Source organism: Brevirhabdus sp., from assembly GCF_052826345.1.
Genome location: NZ_JBRBUA010000041.1, coordinates 12,296 through 30,981, shown reverse-complemented (window position 1 = coordinate 30,981; position 18,686 = coordinate 12,296). Strand labels below are relative to the sequence as shown.

The window sequence follows — 18,686 nt, the reverse complement described above, 5'->3', positions numbered from 1 at the left end:
CTACGGCTGTGTGTTGCAGATGGGCGGGTCGGATCAATGGGGCAATATCGTCAACGGGATCGACCTGACGCGGCGGGTGCTGGATCATCAGATCTTCGGGCTGACCTCGCCCTTGCTGACCACGTCGGACGGCAAGAAAATGGGCAAGTCGCAGGATGGCGCCGTATGGCTGAACCCCCAGCTGCGCAGCCCGTATGAATTCTGGCAGTTCTGGCGCAACACCAGCGACGCCGACGTGGGCCGGTTCCTGAAGCTTTACACCGAGCTGCCGCTGGCGGAATGCGACCGTCTGGCGGCGCTTGACGGTGCAGCGATCAACGATGCCAAGATCGTGCTGGCCAATGAGGTCACGGCGCTGTGCCACGGGCGCGCGGCGGCGCAAAAGGCCGAAGCGACGGCGCATGAGGTCTTTGCCGAGGGCGGCACGGGCGACGATCTGCCCACCCTGCGCCTGAGCCGCGCCGAACTGGGCGAGGGCATTTCCGTGGTGCAGCTGATCGTGCGCAGCACGCTGGCCAAATCGGGAAAGGACGCCAAGCGTCTGATCGCCGACAGCGGCGCGCGGCTGAACGACGCGCCGCTGACCGATGCAGGCCTGGTGATCGGCGCGCAGGATCTGGCGCAGCCGATCAAGCTGAGCGCGGGGCGCAAGCGCCATGCGCTGGTGATTCTGGAAGATTAGGCGCGTGCTCCCGCAGCGTGATCGCGCAGGCTGCGGGAGCGAGACGAAACGCCGTCCGCCTCAATCGTCGGCCCGGGCCTTGCGCGCTTCGGCGGCGGCCTTCAGGCGCGCGACCAGATCGGCCTTTGACGCCCGGGCGTCGTAAGGATTCTTTCGCGTGCCCTTGGAATTATGTTCCCGGTGCGCGGGTGTGTTCCTGTCCGGCCGGGGGGCGCCCGATTTCTTGTAATCCATCTGGATCGTCCTGTCGCTGTGGCGCCCGCGGGGGGCGCCGGGATGCGCCTACATGCCCAGGGCCTGCATGTACATCTCCAGCACGGCCTCTTCCTCGGCAATGTCGTCCTTGTCGCGCTTGCGCAGCGAGATGATCTTGCGCAGCACCTTGGTATCGTAACCGCGGCCCTTGGCCTCGGCCATGACCTCTTTCTGTTGTTCGGCCAGATCCTTCTTTTCGGCGTCCAGCCGCTCGATCCGCTCGACGAATTGACGCAGCTCGTCGGCCGTGACGCGGTAGCTGCTGGATTCTGTGACGTCTTCGCTCATACCTGCCTCCGGAATGGTGATGAGGCTGACTAGCCGCGTGCCGAGCGCGCCGCAAGTCTCTCTTGCCTGCGCGGCGCGGTTGCAGTACCCGCAACGCCGCAACGGGAGACGCGCATGGAAATTCTTGTCTGGCTCGGAACGCTTGTATCGCTGGCCGGCCTGGCCGGACTGATCGCCTGCATCGTCATGGCCGTGCGGGCGCGCAAGGCGGGCCTGCCCGATGCGGCCCTGCGCGCGCGGCTGCAACGCATCGTCGCATGGAACATGGCCGCGCTTTTTCTGTCGGCGATCGGCCTGATGATGGTTATCGTGGGCATATTGCTGGCCTGATACGCACCCGCCCGCGCGCGCCCTAGGCACCAAGTAACGGAAAGACCCCCGATATGGATATTCGCCCGCTGACCCAGACCTACGCCGTCACCCCCCAGATCGCGCCCGAAGACATGGCCGAGATCCGCAAGGCCGGTTTCACGCGCGTGGTGTGCAACCGGCCCGATCTGGAAAACCCGCCCGCCTTGCAGGGCCAGGTGATGGCGCAGGCCGCGCAGGACGCGGGGCTGGAATTCGTCTACAACCCCGTCGTCGGCGGCGGCATGAACGCGGCCAATCCCGACGACCAGCGCGAGGCGCTGCGCGACGGGGCCAAGGTGCTGGCCTATTGCGCCTCCGGCACCCGGTCCACCGTGGTCTGGGCCCTGTCCAGCGCAGGCACGATCCCCACCGACGAGATCCTGTCGGCCACCGCCCAGGCAGGGTATCCGCTGGAAGGCATCCGCCAGCAGATCAACATGCTGGCGGGGCGCTGAGCGCACCGACCCGATCATCCGGCCCCCAGCGGCAGCACCACCCGAAAGGCGGCGCCGCCCTGACCGGGCAGATAGGTCACCGTGCCGCCGAGCTTCGTCATGATCTCGCGGCAGATGGCCAGGCCCAGCCCGGCACTGCCGGCGGCGCTTTCGTCCGACAGACGCGTGAATTTCTCGAAGATGATCGCCTGGCTTTTCTCGGGAATGCCGGTGCCGTTGTCGATGAAATCGACCTCCAGCCGATCGGCGTGACCGCGCGCGGTGATACGCAGCTGCGGCTCATCGGCGGCACAGTATTTGCGCGCGTTGCCGATCAGGTTGATGAAGACCTGCGCCAGCCGGTCGGCGTCGGTGTCGAGCAGCTGCGCCTCTTGCGCGCGGTCGCGCAGGATGCGCAGGCGGAGGCCCTGCCCGCCGTCCCGCTTGCCGCCCTCCCTGCCGCCCTGCCCGGCCGAAGCCTCGGCGCGGTCGAGCACGTCGCACAGCGCGACGCGGCTGCGGTGCAGCACCACCTGCCCGTGTTCCAGCACGCTCAGATCCAGCAGATCGTCGAGCAGCCGGGTCAGGCGGATGCTCTCGTCATGGATGATCGCCGAATAGCGCGACAAATCGCCCTCGCCCAGTCCTTCGGAATCGCGCAGGATCTCCGCGAAGGCACGGATCGAGGTCATCGGCGTGCGCAGCTCATGGCTGATCTGGCTGAGGAAGGCGTCCTTCTGGATCGAGATTTCGGTCAGCTTTTCGTTTGCCGTGCGCAGCTGGCGTGCCGCGCGCGCCAGCTCGTCCGATTTGGCCTCCAGCTGGCTGGAATATTCGCGCATCTGCGCCGTTTCATCGGCGACGGCCAGCAGATCCTGCACCGATACCGCCGATCCTCCGGTGATCTGGCCGACCATCGCATGGGCCGTCGCCGCGCCCACCGACCCCGCCAGCTGGCGTTCCAGATGCTCGATGAACTGCGGCGTGGGGTCGGGCAGATAGCCGCTCTTGCCCTGTCGCGCGGCCGCGTCCTGAAACAGCGCCTGCGCCTGTTTGGCGCCGATGATGCGCTGCGACATGACCAGCAGATCCTCGGCCTCGGCCAGGCTGCCGGTCCAGCCCTGCGCGCGGGTGGAATGTTCGAACACATTGACCATCTGCGCGCCCTGCAACCGTTCCAGCGGCGTCGGAAAGGTGACGAGCGAGATAACGATGAACAGCGTGGCGTTGACGCCGATGCTCCAGATCAGCGCATGGACCAGCGGGTCGAGCCCGCCCAACCCCATCAGCGCCTGCGGACGCAGCCAGCCGATGCCTGCCGACCCCTGGGCCAGCAGCTCGGGCGAAAACACCGCCCCCGCACCGAAGCTCGGCAGAAACAGCGTATAGGCCCAAAGCGCGAACCCCGCCAGCAGCCCCGCCGCCGCCCCCCAGCGCGTGGCCCCGCGCCAGAAGATGCCGCCCAGCAGCGCGGGCAGGATCTGCGCCACGCCCGCGAAGGAGATCAGCCCGATCGCCGCCAGCGCCGTGCCGCCCCCCGAGAGCCGGAAATAACCATAGCCCAGCAACAGCACCGCGCCGATGCTGATGCGCCGCGACAGGAGCACGATGTTGCGCACATCGCCCGACATCGTCGCGCCGCCGCGTTTGAGGTTCAGCCACAGCGGCATGACGATATGGTTCGACACCATCGTCGACAGCGCGATGGAGGCCACGATCACCATCGAGGTGGCCGAGGAAAACCCGCCCAGAAAGGCCAGCATCGCCAGCCCGCCGCGCCCCTGGCTCAGCGGCAGCGTCAGCACAAAGAGATCGGGGTTGGATTGCGCGGGCAGCAGATCCATGCCCACCACGGCGATGGGCACGACGAACAGGCTCATCGCCATCAGATAGGCGGGAAAGGCCCAGGCGGCGGTGTTCAGGTGCCGCTCGTCCGCGTTTTCGACCACCAGCACCTGGAACATGCGCGGCAGGCAGACGACCGCGGCCGCCGACAGGAACGTCAGCCCGATCCAGCGGTCCGCCACGAAGCCGGTCGCGGCCAGCGGCGACGCGTCGATGCGCGCCAGCATGTCGCCCGCGCCGCCCGCCACGCCCCACACCACAAAGACACCGACCGCCAGCAGCGCGAACAGCTTGACCACCGCCTCCACCGCGATGGCCATGACGACGCCGTGGTGGCGCTCGTTCGCGTCGAGATTGCGGGTGCCGAAGAGGATGGTAAAGACGGTCAGCCCCCCCGCCACCCAGATCGCGGTGGAATTGGCATCCCCCAGCCCCCAGCCCGCGCTGCTTGGCGGCGCGAAGACGGCGACCGACAGCGCCACCGATTGCAGTTGCAACGCGATGTAGGGGGTGGTGCCGGTGACCGCCAGCAGCGTCACGATCACCGCCAGCGCGTTGGATTTGCCGAAGCGCGAGGACACCAGATCCGCGATCGAGGTGACCCGCTGCGTGCGCCCGATGCGCACCAGCTTGCGCAGCACCCACCACCAGCCGACGAACACCAGCGTCGGACCCAGATAGATGGTCACGAATTCCAGCCCCGAGCGCGCCGCATAGCCGACCGCGCCGTAGAACGTCCAGGCGGTGCAGTAGACCGACAACGACAGCGTGTAGATCAGCGGAGAGCGCAGCCAGCTGTCCTGACCACGCCGCGCCCGGTTCTCCGCCCAGAAGGCAACGCCGAACAGCGCCGCGACATAGGCGACCGCCACGGCGATCAGAAGGTTGAAGGACACCATCAGCGCGCGCTTTCGCGGTCTCCGTCACGTCGGCTGAGCGCGCGCGACAGGAGCGCCGTTCCCAGCACGAGCAGGAACCAGACGCCGAAGAAATAGATCACCAGCCTGGCCATGCCGCCTTCGCGCCCGGCGCCCAGCAGCGCGGGCATGATGAAAAGCACCAGCGCCGCCACCGGCAGCACCCTTGCCGCGTCGATCAACCGACGGCGGCGATAGCTGCGCTGTTCCAGAAAAAGGGGGGCTGCGCGGTCCTTCACGGCTGCACGAGTTCTTGCACCGCCGCGACGATGTCCTGGTTGGAAAAGGGCTTGGTCATGAACCGGCTGACGCCATAGCTTTCGGCCAGCGCGCGATCTTTGGCCTGCCCCTTGGCGGTCAGCATCAGCACCGGCAGCCCGCCGGTCGCGGGATCGGCGCGCAGATCGCGCAGGATGTCGAAACCGCTGCGGTTGGGCAGCATCACATCGAGCACCACCAGATCGGGCGACAGGCGACGCACCGCCGCCAGTGCGCTCGCCCCGTCGGCATGGGTGGCGACAACCCAGCCTTCGCGTTTGAGCAAAAACCGCAGGGCTTCGGTGATGTTCGGCTCATCCTCGATCAACAGGACCGTGTTGCCCACGAATGCGTCTCCTCCCAGATGCCGGATGCCGCCTTTCCCGGCGGTCTGCCGCCTATAATGCCCGGATTGGCATCGGTGTCAAAAGCCGCGGCGGCTCAGAGACCTTCCAGCACGATCGAGGGTTCCCTGCGCGCCGCGCAAACCTCCCGCGGGCAGAGCCTGCACGACCCGCCGACGGGCGCTGCATCGCGGCGCGCGCGCGCATCCGCAGCGCGTTCGGGCGACGCGGAATCCGACAGGGAATCCGACGAGGCATCCGACGTGGGGACCACCAGCATCACCGCGTCGCACACCGGTGCGCGGCCGAATTGCGCGGCGACGCTGTGCCAGGCGACGCTGTAGGTGTCGAACACCTGCCCGCCGGGCATTTCCACGCGTTGCGACAGCGGGGTAAGCGGCATGTGCAACGCCTGAAACAGGGGCCAGAGCGCGCAGGCCGCGCCGAATTTGGGCATGGCGAAGCCCTCGAGCCGTCTGCGGAAGGTCAGCGCCCCGGCCGCGTCGCACTGGATCAGACCGAGTTGCGGCACATCGGGTCCGGGCGGCAGCGTCGCCAGCCGCCGCAGGACATCGTGCGGCGGCGCGCCCAGATCCTGCGCCAGCGCGCCGGGATCGAACCCAAGCCGGGACAGCGCCGCGCGGACCCGCCCCAGCGGCAGCGCCCGGCTGAGCGCGGCATATTGCGTGACGATGCGCTGCACCACCGACAGGAAGGCCGCCGATTGTCCCGCCGCCAGATCGCGCGCCAGATCCGCCGCGCCGTCGGGGTTTTCCTCCAGCTCGGGCAGATGATGGCCCCGCGCGTCCAGAAGCGCCTCGGCCCGTTCCAGCGGCGTGGCGAAACCGACATCGCGCTGCGCCATCGTATCAAACCAGGACACCAGCGCCTGCGACGTCTCCGCCAGCCGGGTGCTGTCGTCGAAGATGTTGGCCTGAAAGCGCTTGCGCCAATCCTCGTCGATATTGGGCGTGTTGCGCAGGATCGACGCGGTGGAGCGGATCGCCGTCACGCTCGACAGCATGGCGTGCAGGCTTTCGGACAAGAACGGATCATGGGCCAGGCGGTCGCTCAGCCCTTCCAGCGAACGCTCCAGCATCGCGATCTGCTGGCTCTGGCTGACGATCAGCCCCGCCCAGCCGGGAAACCGCCCGGCCAGCTGCTCGCTCGCCGCGACCTCTATGGCCGCCCGCCGGTCGAGCGATTGCTCGCCCGCATAGGCGGCCGCGCTGCGCAGCCCGTCGAGCAATTCCGCCTGCGCGCCCTCGGTCAGCGCGGAGACATCCGCATCGAGCCTGCGCGCGATCTCGAGCAGCAGCTTGCCGCCGATCCGCCGCCGGTCGTGTTCGATCAGATTGAGGTAAGAGGCCGAAATGCCCACCTCCGCAGCGAGTTCCGCCTGCTTCATGCCGTGCAGGAGGCGCCGCTCCCTTATGCGTTTGCCCGTGATCCCCTTGGTTGGCATGTCCCCGCCCTTCCTGTTCATCCGGCGTCGATTTTGCACCCGCGAGATAATTACTTTACAGAAAACTGCGCTAATTTGTAGAGAAATTTACAAAAAAGGCATTGTGAAAGAAGGATTTGTTGCGTGATTTTCATTTAGCGCGGACTATCGCGACATCTCTGTAAAGAGAGCTTGCAGCGGATCGAGGAGGCTTCGCCGCAAGGAAATTCTAGGGAGGATTTACATGACCAAGAGCAACCTGACGCGTCGGGGACTACTCGGGACGGGTGCCGCGACGGGCGCCGGCCTTGCCATGCCCACGCTTTTCACCGGAGCCGCCTGGGCGGCGTCGGATACCGGATTCACCAATGCGCCGCAGGGCGACAGCGTCACGCTGGGCTTCAACGTGCCGCAGTCGGGCCCCTATGCCGACGAAGGCGCCGACGAGCTGCGCGCCTTTGAACTGGCGGTGGAGCATCTGAACGGCGAAGGCGACGGCGGCATGATGCAGACCTTCAGCTCGCAAAAGCTGGACGGCACGGGCATCCTGGGCAAAAAGGTGAAATACGTCACCGGCGACACCCAGACCAAATCCGACGCCGCGCGCGCCTCTGCCAAATCGATGATCGAAAAAGACGGCGCCATCATGATTTCCGGCGGCTCGTCCTCGGGCGTGGCCGTGGCCGTTCAGGGGCTGTGCCAGGAAGCGGGCGTGATCTTCATGGCCGGTCTGACGCATTCCAACGACACCACCGGCAAGGACAAGAAAGCCAACGGTTTCCGCCACTTCTTCAACGCCTACATGTCGGCCGCCGCCCTCGCGCCGGTGCTGGAAAAGCTCTACGGCAAGGACCGCAAGGCCTATCACCTGACGGCCGACTACACCTGGGGCTGGACGCAGGAAGAATCGATCGCCGCCGCGACCGAGGCGATGGGCTGGCAGACGGTGGAAAAGGTGCGCACGCCGCTGGCCGCGACCGATTTCTCCTCCTACATCGCGCCGGTGTTGAATTCGGGCGCCGATGTGCTGATCCTGAACCACTACGGCGGGAACATGGTGAACTCTCTCACCAATGCCGTGCAGTTCGGGCTGCGTGAAAAGCAGGCCAACGGCAAGCAGTTCGAGATTGTCGTGCCGCTGTATTCCGAGCTGATGGCGCGCGGTGCGGGCAAGAACATCGCCGGGATCGTGGGCTCGCAGAACTGGGACTGGAAGCTCGAGGACAAGATGGGCGACCGCTACAAGGGCACCAAGGCCTTTGTGAAGTCCTTCGGCACCAAATACGGCTTCCCGCCGTCGCAGGCCGCACAGACCTGCTATGCGCAGACGCTGCTTTATGCCGATGCGGTCAGCCGTGCCGGCAGCTTCAACCCCTGCGCCGTGGTCGAGGCCCTGCAAGGGTTCGAGTTCGACGGCCTGGGCAATGGCCCCACGCTTTACCGTGCCGAAGACCACCAGTGTTTCAAGGACGTGGTCGTCGTGCGCGGCAAGGAAAACCCCGAGAACGAGTTCGACTTGGTCGAAATCGTCGAGGTCACCCCGGCCGCGCAGGTCACCTATCCGCCCGATCACCCGATGTTCGCAGGCGGCGCGCTGGGCAAGTGCAACCCCGGCGCCTAACCGTTCCGAGCTGACCACCCGACCTCCCGGCCGCGCGCGCGATTTGCGCGGCCGGAATTTCCATACCTGCCGCGCAACCGCGTGCGGCCGGACGTTTCGCCCGCCCGAAACAGCGGGCCTTTCCAACACCATAGGCAGGTGGGGACGATGGACGCCATCCTACTTCAAGTTCTCAACGGTCTGGACAAGGGCAGCGCCTATGCGCTGATCGCGCTGGGCCTGACGTTGATTTTCGGCACGCTCGGCGTTGTCAACTTCGCCCACGGGGCGCTGTTCATGATCGGTGCCTTCTGCGCCGTCACGCTGCAACGCATCCTGACGATATCGCAGGTGACGATCGATCCCACGCGCACGGATTTCCTGGGCAACCCGATGAAGGTGGAAACGCCCTATATCGAGAATTGGTTCGGCCCCGAGGTCGGCGCGGCGATCATCGACTGGTCGGTGCCGCTGGCAATCCTGGTCGCCATCCCGGTGATGATCGCGGTGGGATTCGCGATGGAACGCGGGCTGATCAAGCATTTCTACAAGCGCCCCCACGCCGACCAGATCCTGGTGACCTTCGGCCTGGCGATCGTGCTGCAGGAGATCATCAAGTATTTCTACGGCGCCAACCCGATTCCCACCCCCGCGCCCGAGGTGTTCCGCGGCAGCTTCGACTTCGGCGTGCTGCTGGGGTTCGATCCCAACGTCATCATCTACCCCTATTGGCGCATGGTCTATTTCGCCTTCTCGGTGATCATCATCGCAGGCGTCTTCGCCTTCCTGCAATTCACCACCTTCGGGATGGTGGTGCGCGCGGGCATGGCGGACCGGGAAACCGTGGGCCTGCTGGGCATCAACATCGACAAGCGGTTCACCATCATGTTCGGCGTCGCCGCCGCGGTGGCGGGGCTTGCGGGGGTGATGTACACGCCGATCAACAGCCCGAACTATCACATGGGCATGGATTTCCTCGTGCTCAGCTTCGTCGTGGTCGTGGTGGGCGGCATGGGCAGCCTTGCGGGCGCGGTGCTGGCGGGGTTCCTGCTGGGCATCCTGGAAAGCTTTGCCTCGATGAACGAGGTCAAGGCGATCATCCCCGGCATCGACCAGATCATCATCTACCTGATTGCAATCATTATCCTTCTGACCCGGCCGCGCGGCCTGATGGGGCGGAAGGGCGTGATGGAGGAATAGGCCATGCTGGGTCTCGACAAGAAAGACACCACCCTGCTGCTGTTCGTGGCACTGATCACGCTGCTGGCGCCGATCATCATGAACCCCTTTCCCACCGACAGCTCGCTGGCGCAGTTCAACGCGGGCTATCCCGACCTGATGCAGCGTTTCGTGATCTACGGGATCTTCGCAATCGGGTTCAATATCCTGTTCGGGCTGACGGGATACCTGTCGTTCGGCCATGCGGCCTTTCTGGGGGTGGGCAGCTACTCGGCGGTCTGGATGTTCAAGCTGCTCAGCATGAACGTGATCCCGGCCATCGTGCTGTCGGTCATCGTGGCGGGGCTGTTTTCGGTGGTGATCGGATATATCTCTCTGCGCCGGTCGGGGATCTATTTCTCGATCCTGACGCTGGCCTTCGCGCAGATGTCGTTCAACCTGGCCTATTCGGTGCTGACGCCGATCACCAACGGCGAGACCGGGCTTCAGATCACGCTGAGCGACCCGCGCATCCTCGATGGGGCGGGCGCGGCGCGCTACACCAACCTTTTCGGCGCCGAGATGAACGACACCACGACCGTCTTCGCGGGCGCCTGGGAATGGCAGCTGAACGTCGGCTTCTACGTCAGCGCGGTGATCATGCTGCTGGCCTTCTACCTGTCGATCCGTATTTTCCGTTCGCCCTTCGGAATGATGCTGCGCGCGGTCAAGTCGAACCAGAACCGGCTGAACTACACCGGGTTGAACTCGCGCCCCTATACGCTGGCGGCCTTTGTCATATCGGGCATGTATGCCGGTCTGGCGGGCGGTCTGCTGGCCTCGATGGATCCGCTTGCGGGCGCCGAGCGGATGCAATGGACCGCGAGCGGCGAGGTGGTGCTGATGACCATCCTGGGCGGCGCGGGCACCCTGCTGGGGCCGGTGCTGGGCGCGGGGTTCATCAAGTATTTCGAGAACATCTTCTCCAAGATCAACGACAACGTGCTGCACGGCTGGTTTTCCGTGCTGCCCGACGGGGTCGAAAACCTGCTGGTGACACTCGTGCACCCCTTCGTCGGCAATGGCTGGAGCCTGACGCTGGGTCTGATGTTCATGCTTGTGGTGATCTTCCTGCCCGGCGGGCTGATCGAGGGCGGCCAGCGCTGCGGGCGGTTCATTTTCCGGCGGCGCGGCCGCAACGCCGGCGGCGCCGAAGCCGAAGGCAAAGCCAAGCAGCCGGCCGAATAGGGAGCCAAGCAGATGGGAATTCTGGAAGTAAAGAACGTCGGCAAGCGCTTCGGCGGATTGCAGGCGCTGGGCAACGTCAACCTCAGCGTGGCGGAAAACTCCGTGCACGCGATCATCGGACCCAACGGCGCGGGCAAATCCACGCTGTTGAACTGCCTGGTCGGCAAGCTGATCCCCGACAGCGGATCGGTCACCTTTCAGGGCGAATCGGTGCTGGGGCGCAAGCCGCATGAGATCAACCAGATGGGCATCAGCCGCGTGTTCCAGACGCCCGAGATCTTCAGCGATCTGAGCGTGTTCGAAAACGTGATGATCCCCTGTTTCGCCAAACGCGACGGCGCCTTCGCGATGAACGCCGTCACCTCGGTGCGCGGGCAGAGCGACATCCGCCAGCAGGCCGAGGAAATCCTGGCCGACGTCAACATGCTGGACAAGCGCCACATGATCGCGGCCTCGCTGTCGCGCGGCGACAAGCGGCGGCTGGAAATGGCGATGTGTCTGGTGCAGCAGCCCAGGCTGCTGTTGCTGGACGAGCCCACCGCCGGCATGGCGCGGGCCGACACCAACAACACCATCGAGTTGCTCAAGGAAATAAAGGCCAAGCGCGACATCACCATGGCCATCATCGAGCATGACATGCACGTCGTCTTTTCGCTGGCCGAACGGATCACCGTGCTGGCGCAGGGCACGCCGCTGGTCGAGGATACGCCCGACAACATCAAGGGCCACCCCAAGGTGCAGGAAGCCTACCTTGGTCAGGCGCACTGATCTTCTTCAGCCGATGGCGGCCCGGCCGCGAAAGGACACAGAATGAACGCAGCATTCCCATCGCAGGCCGCCGGTGCGGCCACCCTTCCGGCCTATTTCTCGGTCGATGACATCCACGCATACTACGGCGAAAGCTACATCGTGCAGGGCGTCAGCTTTTCCATCCGCGAGGGCGAGATCCTGGCGCTGCTGGGGCGCAACGGGGCGGGCAAGACCTCGACCCTGCGGGCCATCGCGCGGCTGGACAACCCCGCCCTGCGCGCGGGCGAGATCTGGCTGGACGGCGTGCCCCTGCACAAGATGAAAAGCCATGAGGCCGCCGTGGCGGGCATCGGTCTGGTGCCCGAGGACCGGCGCATCATCGCCGGGCTGAGCGTCGAGGAAAACCTGCAACTGGCCCAGATCGTGGAACCCGTCGGCTGGTCGCTGGAGCGTATCTATCAGCTGTTCCCGCGTCTCAGAGAACGCCGCAAGCAAGAGGGCGTGACCCTGTCGGGCGGCGAGCAGCAGATGCTGGCCATCGCCCGCGCGCTGGCCCGCGACATCAAGGTTCTGCTGCTCGATGAACCCTATGAAGGTTTGGCCCCCGTCATCGTGCAGGAAATTGCCAGGACGCTGAACGTGATCCGCGACGAGGGGATGACCACCGTGATTGTCGAGCAGAATGCCGTTGCGGCATTGAAACTTGCCGATCGTGCGGTCATCCTCGACACCGGCAGCATCGTCTACGATGGCGCGGCGCAGGAGGTTCTGGAGGATGAACGCCTGCGTGCGGAATATCTGGCTATCTGACGCGCCCGCGCTTTTTCGTGGCCCGCGTCATCAAGGGAAGAGGACAAGACCGATCCATGACTGACAAAAGCTATGCGCCCTCGGTGGAATTCGCGGGCAAGGCCCATGCCGACAAGGCGACCTATGACCGGATGTATTCGGAATCGGTGCGCGACCCGGATGCGTTCTGGGCGGAACACGGCAAGCGGCTGGACTGGATCAAACCCTACACCAAGGTGAAAAACACCAGCTTCGCCTATCCCGATGTCTCGATCAAATGGTATGAGGACGGGCAGCTGAACGTCTGCGCCAACTGCGTCGACAGGCATCTGGACACCCGCGCCGATCAGACGGCGATCATCTGGGAAGGCGACAACCCCGACGACAGCCGCCACATCACCTATCGCGAGCTGCACGAAAACGTCAGCAAGCTGGCCAACACCTACAAGACGCTGGGTGTCTCGCGCGGCGACCGGGTGGTGCTCTACCTGCCGATGATCCCCGAAGCGGCCTATGCCATGCTGGCCTGCGCACGCATCGGCGCGGTCCACTCCATCGTTTTCGCCGGCTTCTCGCCCGAAGCACTGGGCAGCCGGATCGAGGATTGCGGCGCCAAGCTGGTGGTCACCGCCGACGAGGGCCCGCGCGGCGGGCGCGCCACGGCGCTGAAGGCGAACGTCGACCGCGCGCTGGAGATTTCCGGCGATGTGACGACGCTGGTGGTCGAACGCACCGGCGCGGACGTGCCGATGAAGGACGGGCGCGACCACAGCTATCGCCATCACATGGAAAAAGCCTCCGCCGATTGCCCGCCCGAGCCGATGGGCGCGGAAGATCCGCTCTTCATCCTTTACACCTCCGGCTCCACCGGCAAGCCCAAGGGCGTGGTGCACACGACGGGCGGCTATCTGGTGTACGCCTCGATGACGCATCAATACGTCTTTGATTACCACGACGGCGATGTCTTCTGGTGCACCGCCGATGTGGGCTGGGTCACGGGCCACAGCTATATCGTCTATGGCCCGCTGACCAATGGCGCGATCACCCTGATGTTCGAGGGCGTGCCCACCTATCCCGATGCGGGCCGATTCTGGGCGGTCTGCGAAAAGCATAAGGTCAACCAGTTCTACACCGCCCCCACGGCGATCCGCGCGCTGATGGGTCAGGGGCGCGGGCCGGTGGAAAAATACGACCTCTCGACGCTCAAGGTGCTGGGCACCGTGGGCGAGCCGATCAACCCCGAGGCCTGGAACTGGTACAACGATGTCGTGGGCCGCGGCCATGTGCCCATCGTCGACACCTGGTGGCAGACGGAAACCGGCGGTCACATGCTGACCCCCCTGCCCGGCGCCATCGCGACAAAACCGGGGTCGGCCACCCTGCCCTTCTTCGGCGTGCAGCCGGTGCTGCTGGAGCCCGAAAGCGGCAAGCTGATCGAGCAGACCGAGGCCGAGGGCGTGCTGTGCATCGCCGACAGCTGGCCCGGGCAGATGCGCACCGTCTACGGCGATCACGACCGCTTCGTCGCGACCTATTTCGAACAGTACAAGGGCTATTACTTTACCGGCGACGGCTGCCGCCGCGATGCGGACGGCTATTACTGGATCACGGGCCGCGTCGACGATGTCCTCAACGTGTCGGGCCACCGCATGGGCACGGCAGAGGTCGAATCCGCGCTGGTGGCGCACCCCAAGGTGTCCGAAGCCGCCGTCGTCGGATACCCGCATGACGTGAAGGGCCAGGGCATTTATTGCTATGTCACCCTGATGGCGGGCGAGGCCCCATCGGACGCGCTGCGCCAGGAACTGTGCGACTGGGTGCGCAAGGAAATCGGCCCGATCGCCAAGCCCGACCTCATCCAATGGGCGCCGGGGCTGCCCAAGACGCGCTCGGGCAAGATCATGCGGCGCATCCTGCGCAAGATCGCCGAAAACGATCACGGGTCGCTTGGCGACACCTCCACGCTGGCGGAACCGGCGGTGGTGGACGATCTGGTCGCGAACCGCATGAACACGGGCTAAGCCGCGCATTCTGCCCTAGAGCGCCCAGAATTCGGGCCATCGCACTGGCCCGGATTGAATTAAGTAAAAATTCGGGGAACATTACCCCCCTGTTGCTCCGTTGTGACTGCGTAATCAGTCTTAGGGAGTAAGAGATGAAAACCGCAAATATGTTGGGAACCGTGGCCGTCGTGGCACTGATCGGCAGCGGCGCTCTGGCACAGAGCGCCAGCACCGGTACGACCCAAAAGGACGACAAGTCCACGGCGGCGACCGTGCAGGCGCAGGCCGGCAGCAACACGCAGGGCGCTAATCAGGCCCAGGCTCAGACCCAGGGCAACGTGCAGGTCGATGGCAATGCCGCCGCCAGCATGAACACCCAGGGCGGCGAAGTTCTGGTCGAACAGGGCAAGCCCAAGGTCTCTGTCGACGTCAAGGACCCGGTGGTCAGCGTCGATCAGCGCCAGCCGGAGGTGACCGTCGAACAACCCCAGCCCGAAATCACCGTGACCCAGGCCAAGCCGCGCGTCACCGTGGAACAGCAGGCCCCGGTGGTCACCGTCGAACAGGCGCAGCCCACCGTCACCGTGCGCATCCCCGAACCCATCGTCACCGTGCGCATGCCCAAGCCGGACGTGAACGTCCAGACCAACGATCCGCAGGTTTCCGTGCAGCAGCCGAAGCCGGTGATCAAGTTCATCCGTCCCGAACCCAAGATCGTTTTCCAGGACGCTGAGGCCGAGGTGAACGTCAAACAGGCCAAGCCGCAGGTGCAGGTCAACAGCGGTGGCAAGGCCGACATTCAGGTCAAGCAGGCCAAGCCCAAGGTTGACATCCAGTCCTCCGGCAAGGCCGCGATCGACGTTTCGCAGGCGGACCCGCAGGTGAACGTGCAGACGCAAAAGGATGCCAACATCCAGGTCGATCAGGGCAAGGCGCAGGTGCGTGTGCAGGAAAGCGGCACGCAGGACAACGCCAATGCCAGTGCCAATGCCAACCAGCCCGCAACGGCCACGGCAACCGCGCAGGTGAACGGCAACGCCAACACCCAGACCGGTGCCGCAATGCTGTGGACGCCGCAGATGGAACAGGACCTGGCGCCCATCGCGCAAAAGCAGGTCGATTCCATCCGCGACACCGAGGTGAAGGGCGCGCAGGGCAATGACGTGGGCGAGATCAAGGATATCGCCATCATGAACAACAAGCTGGTCGCGCTGGTCGGCGTCGGCGGATTTCTCGGCATGGGCGAACGCCTGGTCGCCGTGCCCCTCGACCGGTTCAGCTATGTGAACAACGATCTGGTGCTGTCGCGGATCAACGAATCCGAGATCAAGAACATGCCGGAAACCAAGAAGGGCTCCTATCAGGCGCTCTCCGGCAATGTGGTACTGAAAAACGCGTCGATGAAATAATCTGCGCGGCCCTCGGCGCGGCGATCCCGATGCCGACGCCCCTGCAGAGAACCAGACAGGCCCGCCGACACCGGCGGGCCTGTTTCGCATGGGCAAGGATGACGCAAGGTCCGCGCCTTATTTCAACGCCTTGTCGGTGATCTCGGCCGTCCAGGCGCCCTGCGGCTCTTTCGTGATGACCGGGTCGGACCCGCCACCCAACAGCGTGTCGACGGTGCGCTGGTAATCTTCCTCGGACAAGGCGCCGTTCGATCCGGCGGTCAGCTTGGCGACCTCTTCCATCATGCGTTTTTGATGCTTTTCGGTCTGCGCGCCGGTGTCGTCGTTTTCCAGCACGATCTCCGCGGCCTCATCGGGATTGGCCTCAGCATATTTCCAGCCCTTCATCGAAGCACGGACAAAGCGGACCATCTTGTCCTTGAAGGCAGGGTCGGCCAGCTTGTCCTCCAGCACGTAGAGCCCGTCCTCCAGCGTCGCGACGCCCTGATCCTCATATTTGAAGGTCACCAGATCCTCGGCCGGGATGCCCGCGTCGATCACCTGCCAATATTCGTTGTAGGTCATGGTCGAAATGCAATCGGCCTGCTTTTGCAGCAAGGGGTCGACGTTGAACCCCTGCTTGAGCACCTCGACCCCCTTGTCGCCGCCCTCGGTCGGGATATCGAGGCTGCTCATCCAGCTGAGGAACGGATATTCATTGCCGAAAAACCACACGCCCAGGGTCCGGCCGGGGAAATCCTCCGGGCCCGTCACACCCGATTCCTTGAGGCAGGTCAGCATCATGCCCGAAGCCTTGAACGGCTGCGCGATATTGACCAGCGGCAACCCCTTTTCCCGCGCGGCCAGGGCGGCCGGCATCCATTCGACGACCACATCCGCGCCGCCGCCTGCGATCACCTGGGTGGGCGCGATGTCGGGACCGCCCGGCTTGATGGTGACGTTCAGATCCTCTTCGTCATAGAAGCCCTTGTCCTTTGCCACGTAATAGCCCGCGAATTGGGCCTGCGTGACCCATTTCAATTGCAGTGTCACATCGTCCGCCGCCTGCGCCATGCCCGCGCCCAGGCTCATCGCTGTGGCCCAGGCGGCGCCCCGCAATCCGTTGAAATTCAGCTTCATATCAATTACCTCCTTGTTTTCGTTGTATTCTGTCAAATCCGCTGCGACGGGTGCCAGAATGTCACGCCCTTTTCGATCAGCGCGATGATCCCATAGAACGCCGAGCCCGCGATTGCGGCAACAGTGATCTCTGCCCAGACCATGTCGAGCCCGAGCCGCCCCACCTCGGTCGAGATGCGAAATCCCATGCCCCGGATCGGCGAGCCGAAGAATTCCGCCACGATCGCCCCGATCAGCGCCAGCGTGGTCGAAATCTTGAGCCCGTTGAAGATGAACGGCATCGCCGCGGGCAGCCGCAGCCGCCAGAGCGTCTGCCAATAGCCGGCCGCATAGGTGCGCATCAGATCGCGCTGCATCGCATCCGAGGCCGCCAGCCCCTGCACCGTGTTCACCAGCATCGGAAAGAACACCATCACCACGACCACGGCCGCCTTCGACTGCCAGTCAAAGCCGAACCACATCACCAGGATGGGCGCCGTGCCGATGATCGGCAGCGCCGCGATGAAATTTCCCACCGGCAGCAGCCCGCGTTGCAAGAACGGCGAGCGGTCGATCAGCACCGCCACCGCGATCGCCGCCGCACAGCCCATCAGATAGCCCGTCAACGCCCCTTTCACAAAGGTCTGCACGAAGTCGACCCAGAGGATCGGCAGGCTGCCGGCAAACCGCGCCCCGATGGCAGAGGGCGGCGGCAGGATCACACCGGGCACCTGCAGGCCGCGCACCACGCCTTCCCACAGCACCAGAACGGCCAGGCCGAACAGCCCCGGCACCAGCAGCCGGACCCAGCGGCGCGACGCGGCGTCCGATGCCGCAAGCCGCGCGTTCACCGCCCAGGCCAGCGCCCAGAACACCAGTGCCCCGACAACCCAGATCATCGCGTGAACCCCATGCGGCGCAGCGTGACCCGCTGCACCAGCCCGATCGCCCCCACCAGCAGCGCCGCCAGAACCGCCGCACCCAGCAGCGCCGACCAGATCTGCACCGTCTGCCCGTAATAGCTTCCTGCCAGCAGCCGCGCGCCCAGACCGCGCACGGCCCCTGTCGGCAGCTCTCCGACGATGGCGCCGACCAGGCTGGCCGCGACCCCAACCTTGAGCGAGGCAAAGAGATAGGGCATCGAGGCCGGCAGCCGCAGCTTGATCAGCCCCTGCCAGGCATTGGCGCCATAGGTGCGCAGCAGATCAAGCTGCATCGCATCGGGGCTGCGCAGGCCCTTGACCATGCCGACCACCACCGGAAAAAAGCTGAGATAGGCCGAGATGATCGCCTTGGGCAACAGCCCCTGAATGCCCAGCGAATTCATCACCACGATGATCATCGGCGCGATGGCCAGGATCGGGATGGTCTGGCTGGCGATGGCCCAGGGCATGACGCTCATGTCCATCGCGCGGCTGTGCACGATGCCCACCGCCAGCACGATGCCGGCCACCGCGCCCAGGGCGAACCCCAGCAAGGTGGCCGAAAGGGTGATCCAGCCGTGGTAGATCAGGCTGCGCTTGGAGGTGACGGGCTTGCCCACCGTGGTGTTCCACAGCTCGGCGCCGACCTGATGCGGTACGGGCAGGCGCGGGCGGTCCTGCGACCAGGTCTCTGCGACCAGCTGCGTGATCGACAGCGTGCGGTCCTGCCGCGCCGCCTGATCGCGCGCCCAGGCCGCGTTCATGCCCACCGCGGCGGCGTACCAGATCACCAGCAGCGCACAGATCACCGCGATCACCGGCAAAGCCGCGCCGCCCATCCGCCGGGCGCTGCGCAACATCGCCCCGGTCACACCGATCCCCGCGCCCGG

At 65.2% G+C, this 18,686-nt stretch carries 19 protein-coding genes; 10 read left to right on the top strand and 9 right to left on the bottom strand.

The window, feature by feature from the left end:
• On the top strand, positions 1 to 682 hold a 682-nt coding region (gene tyrS, locus ACU0BR_RS05460), incomplete at its 5' end, for a tyrosine--tRNA ligase (RefSeq protein ID WP_446155833.1).
• 60 nt (positions 683 to 742) lie between these two features.
• Here the strand turns inward: tyrS and ACU0BR_RS05455 are convergent.
• Both ACU0BR_RS05455 and ACU0BR_RS05450 read right to left on the bottom strand, forming a co-directional pair.
• Positions 743 to 916: a hypothetical protein gene (locus ACU0BR_RS05455; protein ID WP_446155832.1), complete on the bottom strand. Its 174-nt coding sequence runs from the start codon at positions 914 to 916 to the stop codon at positions 743 to 745.
• 48 nt (positions 917 to 964) lie between these two features.
• A complete protein-coding gene (locus ACU0BR_RS05450) occupies positions 965 to 1,225 on the bottom strand; it encodes a DUF2312 domain-containing protein (protein ID WP_446155831.1) in 261 nt (86 codons plus the stop codon).
• Positions 1,226 to 1,339: 114 nt separating this feature from the next.
• Between ACU0BR_RS05450 and ACU0BR_RS05445 the strand changes: the two genes are divergently transcribed.
• On the top strand, positions 1,340 to 1,555 hold the full coding sequence (locus tag ACU0BR_RS05445; RefSeq protein WP_446155830.1) for a hypothetical protein: 216 nt from the start codon (positions 1,340 to 1,342) through the stop codon (positions 1,553 to 1,555).
• A gap of 53 nt (positions 1,556 to 1,608) precedes the next feature.
• Positions 1,609 to 2,031 (top strand): TIGR01244 family sulfur transferase, encoded by a 423-nt coding sequence (locus tag ACU0BR_RS05440; RefSeq protein ID WP_446155829.1) that lies wholly within the window; start codon positions 1,609 to 1,611, stop codon positions 2,029 to 2,031.
• 14 nt (positions 2,032 to 2,045) lie between these two features.
• Here ACU0BR_RS05440 and ACU0BR_RS05435 read toward each other — a convergent pair whose 3' ends face one another.
• The 4 genes from ACU0BR_RS05435 to ACU0BR_RS05420 all read right to left on the bottom strand — a co-directional run bounded on the left by ACU0BR_RS05435 (position 2,046) and on the right by ACU0BR_RS05420 (position 6,839).
• Positions 2,046 to 4,754, bottom strand: a complete 2,709-nt coding sequence (locus ACU0BR_RS05435; RefSeq protein WP_446155828.1) for an ATP-binding protein — start codon at positions 4,752 to 4,754, stop codon at positions 2,046 to 2,048.
• On the bottom strand, positions 4,754 to 5,011 hold the full coding sequence (locus ACU0BR_RS05430; protein WP_446155827.1) for a hypothetical protein: 258 nt from the start codon (positions 5,009 to 5,011) through the stop codon (positions 4,754 to 4,756). The genes ACU0BR_RS05435 and ACU0BR_RS05430 overlap by 1 nt, the downstream gene beginning before the upstream one ends.
• Positions 5,008 to 5,376, bottom strand: a complete 369-nt coding sequence (locus ACU0BR_RS05425; RefSeq protein WP_446155826.1) for a response regulator transcription factor — start codon at positions 5,374 to 5,376, stop codon at positions 5,008 to 5,010. The genes ACU0BR_RS05430 and ACU0BR_RS05425 overlap by 4 nt, the downstream gene beginning before the upstream one ends.
• A gap of 95 nt (positions 5,377 to 5,471) precedes the next feature.
• Positions 5,472 to 6,839, bottom strand: a complete 1,368-nt coding sequence (locus ACU0BR_RS05420; RefSeq protein WP_446155825.1) for a short-chain fatty acyl-CoA regulator family protein — start codon at positions 6,837 to 6,839, stop codon at positions 5,472 to 5,474.
• Positions 6,840 to 7,062: 223 nt separating this feature from the next.
• Here ACU0BR_RS05420 and ACU0BR_RS05415 point away from each other — a divergent pair, with 223 nt between their 5' ends.
• The 7 genes from ACU0BR_RS05415 to ACU0BR_RS05385 all read left to right on the top strand — a co-directional run bounded on the left by ACU0BR_RS05415 (position 7,063) and on the right by ACU0BR_RS05385 (position 15,775).
• Positions 7,063 to 8,439 carry a substrate-binding protein gene (locus tag ACU0BR_RS05415; protein ID WP_446155824.1) on the top strand — a complete coding sequence of 459 codons (1,377 nt, stop codon included), beginning with the start codon at positions 7,063 to 7,065 and terminating at the stop codon, positions 8,437 to 8,439.
• Between the two features lie 147 nt (positions 8,440 to 8,586).
• The gene (locus ACU0BR_RS05410; protein ID WP_446155823.1) at positions 8,587 to 9,618 is read left to right on the top strand and encodes a branched-chain amino acid ABC transporter permease; all 1,032 of its coding nucleotides are present in this window, start codon (positions 8,587 to 8,589) and stop codon (positions 9,616 to 9,618) included.
• Positions 9,619 to 9,621: 3 nt separating this feature from the next.
• Entirely contained in the window at positions 9,622 to 10,824 is a 1,203-nt protein-coding gene (locus ACU0BR_RS05405) for a branched-chain amino acid ABC transporter permease (protein ID WP_446155822.1), read from the top strand.
• Between the two features lie 12 nt (positions 10,825 to 10,836).
• Complete coding sequence (locus ACU0BR_RS05400) at positions 10,837 to 11,592, top strand: ABC transporter ATP-binding protein (RefSeq protein ID WP_446155821.1); 756 nt, start codon at positions 10,837 to 10,839, stop codon at positions 11,590 to 11,592.
• A gap of 42 nt (positions 11,593 to 11,634) precedes the next feature.
• Entirely contained in the window at positions 11,635 to 12,384 is a 750-nt protein-coding gene (locus tag ACU0BR_RS05395; protein ID WP_446155820.1) for an ABC transporter ATP-binding protein, read from the top strand.
• 56 nt (positions 12,385 to 12,440) lie between these two features.
• A complete protein-coding gene (gene acs, locus ACU0BR_RS05390; protein WP_446155819.1) occupies positions 12,441 to 14,384 on the top strand; it encodes an acetate--CoA ligase in 1,944 nt (647 codons plus the stop codon).
• A 134-nt stretch (positions 14,385 to 14,518) separates the two neighbouring features.
• Positions 14,519 to 15,775: a PRC-barrel domain-containing protein gene (locus tag ACU0BR_RS05385; RefSeq protein ID WP_446155818.1), complete on the top strand. Its 1,257-nt coding sequence runs from the start codon at positions 14,519 to 14,521 to the stop codon at positions 15,773 to 15,775.
• A 117-nt stretch (positions 15,776 to 15,892) separates the two neighbouring features.
• Here the strand turns inward: ACU0BR_RS05385 and ACU0BR_RS05380 are convergent, their stop codons facing one another.
• Genes ACU0BR_RS05380 through ACU0BR_RS05370 form a run of 3 tightly spaced genes read right to left on the bottom strand, consistent with a single transcriptional unit; the run spans position 15,893 to position 18,635 of the window.
• Positions 15,893 to 16,894, bottom strand: coding sequence for an ABC transporter substrate-binding protein (locus ACU0BR_RS05380; protein WP_446155817.1), 1,002 nt, complete (start codon positions 16,892 to 16,894; stop codon positions 15,893 to 15,895).
• A 32-nt stretch (positions 16,895 to 16,926) separates the two neighbouring features.
• Positions 16,927 to 17,772, bottom strand: coding sequence for an ABC transporter permease (locus ACU0BR_RS05375; protein WP_446155816.1), 846 nt, complete (start codon positions 17,770 to 17,772; stop codon positions 16,927 to 16,929).
• Positions 17,769 to 18,635 (bottom strand): ABC transporter permease, encoded by an 867-nt coding sequence (locus ACU0BR_RS05370; protein ID WP_446155835.1) that lies wholly within the window; start codon positions 18,633 to 18,635, stop codon positions 17,769 to 17,771. Before ACU0BR_RS05370 ends, ACU0BR_RS05375 begins: the two co-directional genes overlap by 4 nt.
• Positions 18,636 to 18,686: the final 51 nt, after the last annotated feature.